Raw genomic sequence first — 11371 nt, forward strand, 5'->3', positions numbered from 1 at the left:
CAGCGATAATGAGAGCATGTCGCATAAAAAACGCGCTCGGATGGACGCGGCTTACCTTCTTCTTTCTGGCTTTGGGGACTTTGCCTCCTTCTGTGTCTGTGGGCGCTTGGTCTCTGTTTATCCTGCAATCCCTGGCGGGACAATCTGACGGGTCTGGTCTGGATCGACCATAAATGGATGAGTGCGGGCGGGTTTATTCCTTTTGCCTGCCTGTTCAACGCCTGTTTAACGGATCGCGTGTTTCGTCAGTGCGAAGAAACACGTCTGGCCCGGCTTTCCCTTTTGTTCTGGGGAATCGGCTGGATTGGCGCATGGCTTCCCTGGCAGGATGTGAGCGTAAACCTGCTTTGGGGTCTGCTCAGCAGCCTGCACCTGTTTCTCTGTCCGCTTGCTTTTTGCGGGATTCTTCTGCTCTGGCTGTATGCGGCGCTCTCCTGGACGAGCAGCCGGGCGCTTCGACAAGCCGCGCAGGGAATGATCGGGATAGCGGCGGGATCTCTGGCTTTGATGGCCTTCAGCCAGTCCGTCAGTCTGTATTGCGAACTCTTCTTTCTTTGCGCTTCCCTGTGTATCTGGTCTGGAAAATTCGAACATTTTCGCGGGACGCCGGCTCGTGATGTTGCTGCATCGCTTTGGCCGGTCCCTGTTTTTCGTCTACGAAAACGAAACGGACCAAAAAATCCGCATTCTCTATTGATGAGAAATGCGGATCAGCTGGAGATTTTTCGATTTGAATTCTGGCCGTTTTAAACACAGCGATTGCGTTGAGGCGCGTTCAATCCGACAGCAGCCCAGGGCTTCAGATGTCTGCTTTCTCTTTTGGACAGGCCGATCGTCCGTTACGATGTGCAGAATTTCCGAATGATCCTGACTGAGGTAATCCTGTAAAAGGAAGGATATGCCCGGTACTGATCGAGCTGGTCGATCGGAAGCCAGTACATATACTCACGGACGCCCTGCGAATAGCTGTGGCTGTTCAGATTCTGGCTGCCTCTGGGTTTCATCCGAAAGTAGAAGCAGATTTCGTGGCATTCCTGCTCCTGGCCAAACTGCGTATCGCAGAAAAAGCTTTCATGAATGATCGCCAGGCGATCGACTTCATACGCCACGCCGGTTTCTTCGAGCACTTCGCGGCAGACCGCTTCCTGCGCGGTTTCTCCATGCTGGACGGCGCCGCCCACGGAATAGCAGTACGGGCTTCTGGCATTGCCCGCAAAGAGCACAGCCATCCTCAATGAGGATGGCTGCAGCGCGATAGCGAAACCATTTGTTCTTGCAGGAAAAGCCAAGATCCATTGACATAGAATTTCCTCCAGATTTCACTCGGACGTACGTCCTATCGTTTTACCGGTCTTGCATGACCGTTTTTTGTATCCGGAAAGTCTGATCAGGCTTCGTTTTCCTGAGACGAACTGTACTCGTCAGGCTCATCGAGCAGATGACTCTGCTGAATTTTTGCGAGATAGTTCTGCGCGTTTTCAACGTAGTAAAGGCTGCCGCCCTGACTGATCGTCTTTTCAAAATACATTTTCGCCAGTACGTAATCCTGCTGAACAAAAGAGATCAGCGCAATATAGTAGGCGCATTCCGCACTCTGAAGGCGGCTAGTGGACGCTTTCAGAGACATGAGAAAGTATTTCTTGCTTTCGTTGAAATCGCCGTGCATCAGATTCAGCTTATTTTCCAGCATGCTCAGCTGCGAATCCTTCATCATCATGCCCATCTGACCGCGCGGAAAACGCATTTTCTCCACGGCGTCGATGCAGCGCTGAACGCCGGATTCGTCTTTCAGCTGGTAGTAAATGCTGCCCATGAGCAGATAGTACTGAAGCTGATCGGAGAAGCTCGGACGGCGATAGGCGATCAGAACGTCCTGCGCCAGTTCCGGCTCATCGAGATAAATCAGACAGCTTGCCATGAGCGCCCGGTTAGCCAGCTTGTAGTGGCTGCCGCGTTTTGAATAGTAGAGCAGCGCAGACATGCAGGCTTCCGGATTGCACTCCTGATACAGAAGCATGGCAATCGAGTTGAATGCCTGCATCCGTACGCGGGACAGAAACTGCATGGCGACCATGCAGACGGTCAGCAGAAGAATCAGAATCCAGAAGTTGTCGATGAAGACTAGAGAGCATCCAATCGCAACCAGACCGAGTACAAACGCGAAACGAATCGTACGCATCGTACGGCGAACGTTTTCCCCAGTGCCTTATAGCTTTCATCCAGAGGGTGATGAATCGTGTAAATACGGACGATTTCATCATCGCCGGTAATATCGGCCTGGCGAAGGGCTTTGCTTGTCGAACGGTTGAGCGTGGCCCAGCCGTAAATCCATACGATGATCGTAACGGGAAGACTGAGAATGCCGATCAGGACAACCCAGTCGGGCATGAACATCAGAAACATCAGAACGATGAAGATGGAACCGCTGTAATAGGCAGAAACGACATTGGCGACCGTAATCACATTCGCCATGCCCATCAGACCGATTCCGCCGGCAAGGGAGATCAGGAGCGGCTGTTCCATGACCGTTTTCAGCACGTCAGCCGGAAGCATATCCTTCGCCATGCTCCAGAACAGTTCGCTGGAGCTGAAGAAATATGTGGTAAGAAAGCCGATCAGAAAAGCGCCGAACAATATCAGCAGCTGCCGCTTGCAGTTATATTTCCACATGAAAAAACCTCTCTAACACTCGATTCTCAAAAGAGCGAGTCCATGAGAATCTCAAATAATACCTTACACAAGTATAAAAGACGAAAACCGATCGTGTGTCTAAAATTCCCTAATGGATGATGTGAAATTGTGGTATTCATTTTATTCCGACACACCGCACCAGAAAAGCCAAGTCGATTGCCGCGACAGGCAAACACTGGATAGGAGAGCAGGAAAATACGGAACGCCTCTTTCCGATCTTTCTTGCCGCCTGTACGCACAATCATTTTTCCTGTTCCCTTTCCGGTATTCTGGACGGCTGAATCCACAGAAAAAGGGGCCAGACCCAATTGGCGATTTTCAAAATTGTCATTCGGATCCGGCACCCTGAAATTCGAACGAATTCACTGGTTGCCTGCAGACTGCCTTTGAACTGCCGCACAGCCTGACGGCTTTCCTTCCTCCCCTATGAAAAATGACTCCAGAGGGACGAGAAAACCGATGCAGCGGACGATTCAGGCAATCCGAATTTTGTTAAAAACGTATAGCCTGGAAAGCAATTCAGTCGTTTTTACTTCCCTGTACGTTTTTTCAAACTCTTCTCTGGTCAGCAGATTGAACGTAACGGACAAAATCTCCTGCTTTTCGCTGCGCTCAGCTTCATAGATCACAACAAGAGCGTCTTTGGCTGCCGTTTCCAGGGTTCCCCAGAGCTGCGCCTGAAAGTAATGGTCTTCATCTTCCGGATGAATTTCCAGTTTTCCATGCTTCACCAGATACTCGATCAGATCGTTTGACGGCTCGCCGACCTGCCAGGCCTGACGGGTCTCCGGCTTCTGAAAAACGTATCTTCCCTGGCTGCGGGAATGTGATGTGCGAGGAAGAAATCCCGCGTGTTCGGATACGGATAGCCTGCGCCATCGATCTTAATGTAATCGCCGGCGCTGGCATGCTGGCCATGCGCCTGTCCTTTAGTTTCCTGCGAAAAGACTTCAAAGCTTCCATCCGGCAGCTGGATCAGTTTTTCTCCTCAAGCAGCTGACGGATTTTTGGATGATGCTCATCGAGGGGATAAGCGAAAAGCGGGGTATCACAGATTTTCTGGATATACATGAATGCAGATTCCTTTCCTTTGCATGCTGAAGCACGGAAACTTTCAGTCTTTTTCGAAATCCATGTTATTACGAATTTGCCTGCGAATTTGCGCTTTCGTCTTTAGCTGGGATCGTATTGCGTATCGGTGCAGGCAGGCGCGTGATACTCGGTCGGATCATACGAGCGGCGTTTAAGCATGAACTCATCCGAAGTAATCATGTAGTCATAATCCGCTGCGCCCGATACCGTCTGGCCGTTCTGGCTCATATAAACGGGATCCCCATACGTCGAATCGCACTGGTAGTAATTGCCGTTGATTCGGATGACGTTCCATCCGTGGGGGCCGTTGGGAAAGACATTGCCGGTAACCATAAATGCCTGAATGCCCTGGTCCTGAAGCAGGTACGTCATCATCTGTGTATAGCCCGCACATACCGATTCCCCGTTCATCATGGAACTGATCAGATTCTGGTTATCCGGTGCGCCGGCAACATATTCCACGTGTTCCACGACATAACTGTAGGCCGCTTTCAGACGGTCATATTCATTGGCCGGACTGCCAATTTCACTCCGAACGGTCTGCAGCTTTTGTTCGAGTTCCCTGTTCATCGCCGTCACGGCATCCAAAGCCCGGTTGTAGCGGTACGTGAAGGTGGTCTGATTCCCCATGACGGTATAGCTGCCGCCGGTATCCACCCAGTAAATTTCCGGATGCTCGCTGAGAAGACACATATAAATATTAAAGACGTGATCGCTGTCATCCGTAACCACAGAAATATCGGGATCGAATGCGTACAGACCCGAAAGCATATCGTTATAAATCTCCTGATCTGCAGCGCACATCAGACTGTAGTAGTAATATTCATTGCTTTTCATGAGCGGTCTGGCATTAGTCGGGTTGTCCTGAATGACCGTTCCTAAAAGATCATAGCCAGGATTCTGGGAAGAAGGGCTGGTCGGGGCACTTGCGGATGACCCGCCGTTTCCATTTCCGCCATTGGAAGGCGCCGTTAAGCCGGATGTGCCGCCGCTTCCGCCGTTTGCGGGAAGCGCGGGAGTTCCACTGGATGCGAGCGGACTGGTAAATGTGCTGTCGTAATAACGAAAAAGATACGGCGTGGCCAGAACGGTAATGGATAATAAACAGGCAATTCCAGTTACGGCCAGGCTTTTCAAAGCCCCTTTTTTCCGTGGTAATCGTACATTCCGGTTCTTCTCATTTTCCTGTCCTCCTCTTCTCTCTCTGCTCAGTTCTGCTTCTTCGAAAGCCTCCATGCAGAGGCTCACTGCCCATTTGAGGAAGCGTTTGATTTTATTTTAACGAAATGCTTTTTCGACACTGTATCTTTTGAGAGCATTCTATTCAGAATGATCGTTTCTATAGAGATAGGGGTAAAAATACAGAAAATCGAAGCCGCCCTTTTCCGATCCGTGCGGCTGTGATGGACGGACGGTTTCAATAAACGAAAAGACGATTTTCCGAATCCGGTTCGGTAAAAATCGTCTTTTCTGATTATTTTTTCAAGGATTGTCTATTCCTGCCTGTCTAAGGGCAAATGGAATTCAAAGGGCGAAAGCCTTTGTTTTCAGTCCTTTGTGCGGCTGTGTTCCTGGATAATTTCACAAAGGCGGGCGTTGGTCTTTCCGTTTCCGGCAATAACCGAAGTCGGTCTGGCAAACTGAAGCGGGCGTCCGTCGTAGTTGCTGGCTGCACCGCCGGCTTCGCTTAAAATCAGAGAGCCTGCCGCAATATCCCAGGGCTTAAGAACCTTTTCGAAATAGCCGTCGATGCGGCCGTCCGCGATATAGCAGAGATCGAGTGCGGAAGAGCAGATCCGGCGGACATCGATGCATTCCTTAAAGACTTTTTGGCCAGATCAAAGTTGGCGTCTGCCTGATCTTTATGCGTAGAGCCGGCTCCAAATTCGACCAGCGCATCCTTAAGTTCCCGATTGCTCACATGCAGGCGCTTGGATCCGTTGAGCCAGGCTCCTTTTCCCTTTTCTGCCGTAAAGCATTCGTCGGTAAACGGGTTGTAGACGACGCCGAACACAATCTCGCCGTTCTGATACAGACCTAAGGAGACCGAACTCATATTGAACCCGTAAACGAGGTTGGTCGTTCCATCAATCGGATCAAGAATCCAGCAGGGATCTGAAAGACTTCCTTCTTCTTCTTCCGAAAAGAAGCCGGCTTCCGGTGCCATTTCTTTCAGTTTTTCTTCAGAAACTCGCTGATCGAAAGATCAACCTGCGTGACAAAATCCGCTTCCCCTTTCATTGCGATCTGCAGATGATCCTGGTGCGCAAATTTTCCAGCTTCCTTAACTGCGTCGATAATTTTTGAATAGTCCATCTCTTGATCCTCCCTCAGAATTCGGCAGTTCCATCGTCCGCCCGATTCAGCATAAGCACATCGTGGTGGTATTTCTTTAAAAACTCGATCCGTTCCGTTTCCGTTTCAAAAACGAAAATACGGCCGGTTTTATAGTTGCTTTTGGATGATGATAGTCCGCCGCGTCCTGAAATGTCCCGCGGATGAAAATCGGGCGGTTTCCAGATTCTTTATCCAGAATGGTAAATCGATGAATTCCATCTTTTTCCCTGGTTCGATCTCCATGTCCCCGAAAACGCCTTTGGTGGATTTTGAAGCCGAAAAGATTCCGACCAGTTCCCGGTCCTGACAAAGATACGTTCCCTGCCACCGGGTAATATCCCACTGGCTGAGTTCAATCGTTCCATCCGCTGGGTTATAGCTTACCTTATGATTTTCCGCATTGGCAATGATCTCTCCCGGCTGCTCCCTCGTAAAAAGTAACCGTTCCCAGTCGGAGATATCCCTTCGCCACTTCGCTCATATGGACCTGATAGTAAGGGCGTCCAAATTCAAGCTCATAATAACTGTCCACAGGCATTCCCCGGATCCAGCCGCTCACCTGACTGGTATTGCGATTGACAAAGTTGCGGCAGCTTCGGATCAGCTTGTACGGATCGGTTGCCGGCACAGGCGAATGAATGGAACAGACGAACTTCAGCTGATCGCGGATATCGTTCACGGACTGGTGAGGATCGAGAGCCTGAAGTTCTTCAACCGGCATGTCCGCGTTTTGCAAATACAGATCTCTGGCCCGCACCAGCTCCGGTGTCAGGCCTACCCAGACTTTAATGCCCTTGTTTGTGGACGTTTTAACGGTCTGGCAGTATTCGTATTCTTTCTGGGTCCAGCTTTTTCCTGTATCGTCGCGGGATCCATACCGCAGCGAAAGAATCATGAGAAAAAGTCGGAACTCTCAATCATTCTCCGGATATCCGCAAAGCCCTCATCCGCATCCACCGCAAAATGTTCCATCGCAAACGGGAATACGCTGTAGTCAATCAGTTCATCGAGAATGCTTTTGCGAATATCTTCAAGATCGCTGGTGGAAGACAGAAAGGCTGTATAGATCGACTCGCGGTTATTCATGCTCATCCCTCCTTTTCTGTAACGGGTAAAGAGAAGCTGTCCCTTTCTGGAAACGCAGCTCCTGTTCCCGTTTTTCTTCAATAAAGCCGCATCGATGATTTTTCTACTTTCGTGTTGTGTATCTGGAATTGCCTTCCATCACAGCCTGACGCGTCCTTTCTTTCAGTTTTTCAAAGGCAAGCTGGCGGCCTGGGCTGGATGGGACCGGATCCTTGAGGAAGAACCGGCCAATTTTCTGACAGAGCGTAACGTCGAAACAGGGCAGGTCATTTACCTTATAGTCCTTTTCCGGATACTGGCTTAACGTCGGACGATTTCCCTGTTCATCCTGTAGCGGATTGGCTTGCAGGGTTGCTTCACTCACCTCATCGAGACGGTCCGCTTCCAGACTCATTCCATACTCCTCGCGCAGAAAGAAAGGCAGGGACAGTTCTGGAGTCGTTTCCACTAAGCAGACGTGCCGCATGAGATGGCCGTCTTTGGACTGATTTTTAAACTGGTCGATCTCGTTTCGTTCGATCACGGGCATGTACGAATAGCCTGATACGCGGGTGGCGGCATTCCATCGCCGCTTTTCCATCCACGTCAGATCCGAAATCACCGATGGAATTTCAAAATAGCCTGGATCCACGTCCTGGACGCTCTCGATCCGGCTGAAGGCGTTCATATTCCGGGCTGGACTGGATGAGGCTAAAGAACAGGAATCGTTCAAAGTGCCTGGCTCGATCACCGCCGACTGAATCAGCCCCAGATCAAAGAGCTTGTATTCCGCATGGGATGCTCTCGACCAGTTCGACCAGTTGCCGTAATCTTTTTCAAAAATTCGGGGCTCCCTTTTCTTCGCTTTTTGGAGGCGGAAGAAGTGGTCCGCTTGCGGTGTCGAGTTTCGGCCGGTTTCTCCTCGGCATAGCCATGAATCACGTCGTAGCGGAAATTGGATTCCACGGACGTTTCGAGAATGCTCATCTGCAGCGCCGCTTCGAGGCTGAAGCGCGCCTGATCAAATCCATAAGGAATGACAATGGGCACGTATCGTTCGGTGGAACCCAGAGCTTCTTCTTCGATTCCATTTTCCGGGGTTTGCAAAGTCAGCGGCAGCGGTGTCTGCATAGAAGGAAGCAGCGCCGAGTTCTGAAGGATCGGTACGACGAGCTGCCTGCCGATTCGTCTGGAATCATAGTTTCTCTGGGTCAGGAAAAGTTTCATTCTTTGCGCCATTTCCATATTTTCCGTCTGAGCGTCCTGAGCGAGAACGATATAATCCGCTCGAAGTGCCTCCTCCATCAGTCGTCTCATGTCTTCGCTCTCATCCAGACTCAGAAAATTCAGTCTGGCATAAGGGGAATTTCTTCGATTTCGCTGTGCGGATAAGACGGGATCCGGGCAGAGCAGATCTTCGTTTTCCAGACAGGAGAGCATGAGTTCCGGATAATTCAGATGAAGTTCCTTTTCCATGCTCGACTGCGAAGGATTCATGACCGTAACGGACAGACGGTGATTTTTCATCTGTCCTAAAACGATGGAGTGCAGAACAATGGATTTCGCCGCGGATGAAGATCCACAGACCAGCAGTTTCAATTCTCCGCTCTCGGATTCAGGCTTCTCAATCAGAGGAAGAAAGAGCGGGAGATCGCGCAGAAGATTGAATCCCATTGTCATATAGTCTTTTATTCCGTTCACCTCGAGAACCCGATCCCCGTTCTGGGCGGAGAGGTTCAGAAGATGATCAATGCGCTCCATCCATACCGGATCGTCAATGTAAATATTGACCAGCGTGCTCTCTGTGGGAAACGGAGCTTTGAGCAGCGGCTGCCGGCCAAGGGAGCGATTGAGATAATCGTGCTGAAGAACGCTCCATATTCCGGCTTTCTGGGAGCCGCTGTATTTTGTGAAGTTGGACAGAATTTCGTAGTTTTCCATGGTGTCGCCCATCAAGTAATACACCACCCGGGAAGACTTCTGCAGATGAAGAAGGCGCGGATCGGATTTCACACAGATCGCCTGAATGCTTTTCGCGCGTTCCACGAGTTCCATATTGGCTTCCGAATCACTGGTCATGTACGTGTCTGTAAAAATCAGCAGCGGCCGCTTGCAGCTCGAAGGAAGCGGGTCATTCAAATCCAGACCGTACAGCGCACGCAGTGTCTTTTCATCCCCGCGGGCAAGGCGTCTGTGGATATCCTCCGCCATTAAAATGGTTGCCTCGCTCAGCGACGTAAACACAATTTTCGGTCGGAAGGGGTGCCCCATAATTTTCAGCACCGGGAAAAGAATATCCAGAGCGGTCACGACCGAACTCAGCCCGCAAATGGGAGCCGCCACATTCAATACGGCGGTCAGATCCAGCAGGATGGGCTTGATCCATGCCCAGGCTGGATAGGGACCGGACTGAATCCACCAGTCAATCGCCTGCTCTTCCATCGCAAGAAACTGACCGTAATCCGCATCAAGAGAGACAGTCTGCAGCGTATTGATTATGGACATGGATACGTTTTCCAGTCCATTTGCATCCTGCGCGATTGCCGGACTAGGGCTGCTCAGTACAAACAGGTTTAAAAGGAAAACCGTGATGAGAATCCCGCCTGTGAACACGAAAATTCGATGAAATCGAAACTGCGTACCAAAGGCGAAAACCAGCATAAGAATAAAAATGATCAGTATCGAACCAGCCAGCACAAGCAGACTTTGCATATTCTTTCTCCTCTTCCTGTTTTTGGAATAAATCGAGTTCCAGTATTCTTTCAGTTTACGGAGAATATTCAAAATGCGGATGCGGTTTATTATTTTCGTTGCATTTTAATCCTCTTCCGTAAAAAGCGTCCCTCATTTTCTGAATGAAGGACGCTTTTCAAAAGGCAAAATGTACAGACTGTTCCCTCCTGAACGTTCATGCAGGTACGGTTCTATTGAACGGCGCACCCGTTTGAAGCGTTGGGATTTTTTCTGGAATTGAAAGCAGACGGGCTGAATCCATTCGATCCCGGTTACTGTTCGACCGCTTCTTCTTCGCTTGCATACGGAATGGGCGGGAGCGTATTGAACGGTGTCTTGCTTGTACCGAGCATCGAATCCTGCTGAATCGGATAGTTGGCGAGGTACAGGCGCATACCGATTCCATACTCATTGTCTTCCAGTTCACGGTTGCGCATATACCGTATGGCGCGTTCGATCTCGCCCATCGCGACATAGTACTGGACTTCTGTCCAGACAGCCATGCCTTCATGCAGAAGCAGGTTCGTCTCCTGGTTGTCATACCCTGGTCCTACGTTCTCGGAGTTCCAGTGCTCAAACTGCCAGGCATGGGTCATTTCATGCACAATCGTCGATTTCACATTCCAGAGCGGAGAACCATTTTCCACATAGATCACTGTCTTTCCCTTTCGCGGCGAAGCGTAGCCTACACAGCGGGGATCCATTTCCGGCGTCGGCTTGAAGTCGGTCAGGTGCTTGTTCACCTTGCGGGCGTTCACCATATGGAATTCCAGTTTTGTTCGGAAGGTAATGTTAAAGATTTTCTCCAGTTCCGCATGCGTTTCATTGACTACACGCTTGAACTGAATCTTATTGCGTACAGCAGTGGCCGAGCATTCCGGGCATCGCTCGCGGCCGTCTTTGAGCGTATCGTAATGACCTGGAGTAAGCTGCTGACCGCAGAAATCACAGTAATGGATACCCGGCATGCGCGGATCATACGTCGATCCGGAATCAAAATGCGCTTTGGCGGTACGGGCATCGTGAAGACTGCTTTCTTCGAAATGCATGCCTCGCAGGTATTCGAGCGTCGCGTCGAGCGCAAGCCAGTCTGGTACTTCCTGGGCGCCGTACTGAAGATACGGAAGAATAACAAACGGGGACTGGATTTCATCCTCTTCTTCCAGCTCTTCATCTTCCGCGAAGATCGCTGCTGGATTGGAAGGTCCTTTTACCGGTTCGGATATGGGCTGTCTGCCAGGTTCGGGTTTCGAACCGCCGCCCGTTTCCTGCGAGCCGTTTTCTTCGGGGCGTTTTCCTCAGAATCCTCGTCCTTGCGGCCGCGTCCAAACCAGCCTCTGCGTTTTTCTTCCGGCGGCCTTTTCCTTCTTTCGGATCCGGAGCCTTGGCCGGTTCGGGTTCTGGTTCCGGTGTAGGCGCCGGGTTCGGTTCGGGTTCTGGAGCAGCAGGCGGT

At 50.5% G+C, this 11371-nt stretch carries 17 protein-coding genes; 2 read left to right on the forward strand and 15 right to left on the reverse strand.

Annotated features, from left to right (window positions below):
* Positions 1–225: 225 nt before the first annotated feature.
* The 6 genes from KWG61_RS12885 to KWG61_RS12910 form a co-directional block, all read right to left on the reverse strand.
* The gene (locus KWG61_RS12885) at positions 226–594 is read right to left on the reverse strand and encodes a hypothetical protein (protein ID WP_242744146.1); all 369 of its coding nucleotides are present in this window, start codon (positions 592–594) and stop codon (positions 226–228) included.
* Positions 595–839: 245 nt separating this feature from the next.
* A complete protein-coding gene (locus KWG61_RS12890; protein WP_242744149.1) occupies positions 840–1181 on the reverse strand; it encodes an NUDIX domain-containing protein in 342 nt (113 codons plus the stop codon).
* Between the two features lie 206 nt (positions 1182–1387).
* On the reverse strand, positions 1388–2179 hold the full coding sequence (locus tag KWG61_RS12895; RefSeq protein WP_242744151.1) for a hypothetical protein: 792 nt from the start codon (positions 2177–2179) through the stop codon (positions 1388–1390).
* Positions 2122–2670: a hypothetical protein gene (locus KWG61_RS12900; RefSeq protein ID WP_242744153.1), complete on the reverse strand. Its 549-nt coding sequence runs from the start codon at positions 2668–2670 to the stop codon at positions 2122–2124. Before KWG61_RS12900 ends, KWG61_RS12895 begins: the two co-directional genes overlap by 58 nt.
* Before the next feature lie 26 nt (positions 2671–2696).
* A complete protein-coding gene (locus KWG61_RS12905; RefSeq protein ID WP_242744154.1) occupies positions 2697–2936 on the reverse strand; it encodes a hypothetical protein in 240 nt (79 codons plus the stop codon).
* 228 nt (positions 2937–3164) lie between these two features.
* Positions 3165–3422: a hypothetical protein gene (locus KWG61_RS12910; protein WP_242744156.1), complete on the reverse strand. Its 258-nt coding sequence runs from the start codon at positions 3420–3422 to the stop codon at positions 3165–3167.
* A 95-nt stretch (positions 3423–3517) separates the two neighbouring features.
* On the opposite strand from KWG61_RS12910, the gene KWG61_RS12915 reads away from it, so the two are divergent.
* Positions 3518–3691 carry a hypothetical protein gene (locus KWG61_RS12915; RefSeq protein ID WP_242744158.1) on the forward strand — a complete coding sequence of 58 codons (174 nt, stop codon included), beginning with the start codon at positions 3518–3520 and terminating at the stop codon, positions 3689–3691.
* 173 nt (positions 3692–3864) lie between these two features.
* On the opposite strand, the gene KWG61_RS12920 is transcribed toward KWG61_RS12915, so the two are convergent.
* The 9 genes from KWG61_RS12920 to KWG61_RS12960 all read right to left on the reverse strand — a co-directional run bounded on the left by KWG61_RS12920 (position 3865) and on the right by KWG61_RS12960 (position 10967).
* The gene (locus KWG61_RS12920; protein WP_242744160.1) at positions 3865–4920 is read right to left on the reverse strand and encodes a transglutaminase domain-containing protein; all 1056 of its coding nucleotides are present in this window, start codon (positions 4918–4920) and stop codon (positions 3865–3867) included.
* Between the two features lie 410 nt (positions 4921–5330).
* On the reverse strand, positions 5331–5594 hold the full coding sequence (locus tag KWG61_RS17790) for an inositol monophosphatase (RefSeq protein ID WP_367614389.1): 264 nt from the start codon (positions 5592–5594) through the stop codon (positions 5331–5333).
* Positions 5477–5950: an inositol monophosphatase family protein gene (locus KWG61_RS12930; RefSeq protein ID WP_242744161.1), complete on the reverse strand. Its 474-nt coding sequence runs from the start codon at positions 5948–5950 to the stop codon at positions 5477–5479. The genes KWG61_RS17790 and KWG61_RS12930 overlap by 118 nt, the downstream gene beginning before the upstream one ends.
* A gap of 5 nt (positions 5951–5955) precedes the next feature.
* The gene (locus tag KWG61_RS12935) at positions 5956–6099 is read right to left on the reverse strand and encodes a hypothetical protein (protein ID WP_242744162.1); all 144 of its coding nucleotides are present in this window, start codon (positions 6097–6099) and stop codon (positions 5956–5958) included.
* 406 nt (positions 6100–6505) lie between these two features.
* A complete protein-coding gene (locus tag KWG61_RS12940) occupies positions 6506–7015 on the reverse strand; it encodes a type VI secretion system baseplate subunit TssK (RefSeq protein ID WP_242744165.1) in 510 nt (169 codons plus the stop codon).
* Positions 7012–7206, reverse strand: a complete 195-nt coding sequence (locus KWG61_RS12945) for a DUF4062 domain-containing protein (protein ID WP_242744166.1) — start codon at positions 7204–7206, stop codon at positions 7012–7014. Before KWG61_RS12945 ends, KWG61_RS12940 begins: the two co-directional genes overlap by 4 nt.
* A gap of 103 nt (positions 7207–7309) precedes the next feature.
* Entirely contained in the window at positions 7310–7873 is a 564-nt protein-coding gene (locus KWG61_RS12950) for a hypothetical protein (RefSeq protein ID WP_242744169.1), read from the reverse strand.
* Positions 7874–7947: 74 nt separating this feature from the next.
* Positions 7948–9897, reverse strand: a complete 1950-nt coding sequence (locus tag KWG61_RS12955; protein ID WP_242744171.1) for a hypothetical protein — start codon at positions 9895–9897, stop codon at positions 7948–7950.
* A gap of 293 nt (positions 9898–10190) precedes the next feature.
* Positions 10191–10967, reverse strand: a complete 777-nt coding sequence (locus tag KWG61_RS12960; protein WP_242744173.1) for a hypothetical protein — start codon at positions 10965–10967, stop codon at positions 10191–10193.
* On the opposite strand from KWG61_RS12960, the gene KWG61_RS12965 reads away from it, so the two are divergent.
* A complete protein-coding gene (locus tag KWG61_RS12965) occupies positions 10962–11333 on the forward strand; it encodes a hypothetical protein (protein WP_242744175.1) in 372 nt (123 codons plus the stop codon). The two genes, KWG61_RS12960 and KWG61_RS12965, sit on opposite strands and share 6 nt — an antisense overlap.
* Positions 11334–11371 lie beyond the last annotated feature (38 nt).

Source organism: Allobaculum sp. Allo2, assembly GCF_022701175.1.
GTDB classification, from domain to species: Bacteria; Bacillota_I; Bacilli_A; order Erysipelotrichales; family Erysipelotrichaceae; genus Allobaculum; species Allobaculum fili.

Excerpts from the sequence above, each read along its gene's own strand:
- KWG61_RS12900 (WP_242744153.1), bottom strand. The coding sequence starts at position 2,670 with ATGTGGAAATATAACTGCAAGCGGCAGCTGCTGATATTGTTCGGCGCT.
- KWG61_RS12960 (WP_242744173.1), bottom strand. The coding sequence starts at position 10,967 with ATGCATTTCGAAGAAAGCAGTCTTCACGATGCCCGTACCGCCAAAGCG.
- KWG61_RS12965 (WP_242744175.1), top strand. The coding sequence starts at position 10,962 with ATGCATGCCTCGCAGGTATTCGAGCGTCGCGTCGAGCGCAAGCCAGTC.
- KWG61_RS12940 (WP_242744165.1), bottom strand. The coding sequence starts at position 7,015 with ATGATTCTTTCGCTGCGGTATGGATCCCGCGACGATACAGGAAAAAGC.
- KWG61_RS12930 (WP_242744161.1), bottom strand. The coding sequence starts at position 5,950 with ATGGCACCGGAAGCCGGCTTCTTTTCGGAAGAAGAAGAAGGAAGTCTT.
- KWG61_RS12955 (WP_242744171.1), bottom strand. The coding sequence starts at position 9,897 with ATGCAAAGTCTGCTTGTGCTGGCTGGTTCGATACTGATCATTTTTATT.
- KWG61_RS12895 (WP_242744151.1), bottom strand. The coding sequence starts at position 2,179 with ATGCGTACGATTCGTTTCGCGTTTGTACTCGGTCTGGTTGCGATTGGA.
- KWG61_RS12945 (WP_242744166.1), bottom strand. The coding sequence starts at position 7,206 with ATGAATAACCGCGAGTCGATCTATACAGCCTTTCTGTCTTCCACCAGC.
- KWG61_RS12905 (WP_242744154.1), bottom strand. The coding sequence starts at position 2,936 with ATGATTGTGCGTACAGGCGGCAAGAAAGATCGGAAAGAGGCGTTCCGT.
- KWG61_RS12950 (WP_242744169.1), bottom strand. The coding sequence starts at position 7,873 with ATGAACGCCTTCAGCCGGATCGAGAGCGTCCAGGACGTGGATCCAGGC.
- KWG61_RS12885 (WP_242744146.1), bottom strand. The coding sequence starts at position 594 with ATGTTCGAATTTTCCAGACCAGATACACAGGGAAGCGCAAAGAAAGAA.
- KWG61_RS12935 (WP_242744162.1), bottom strand. The coding sequence starts at position 6,099 with ATGGACTATTCAAAAATTATCGACGCAGTTAAGGAAGCTGGAAAATTT.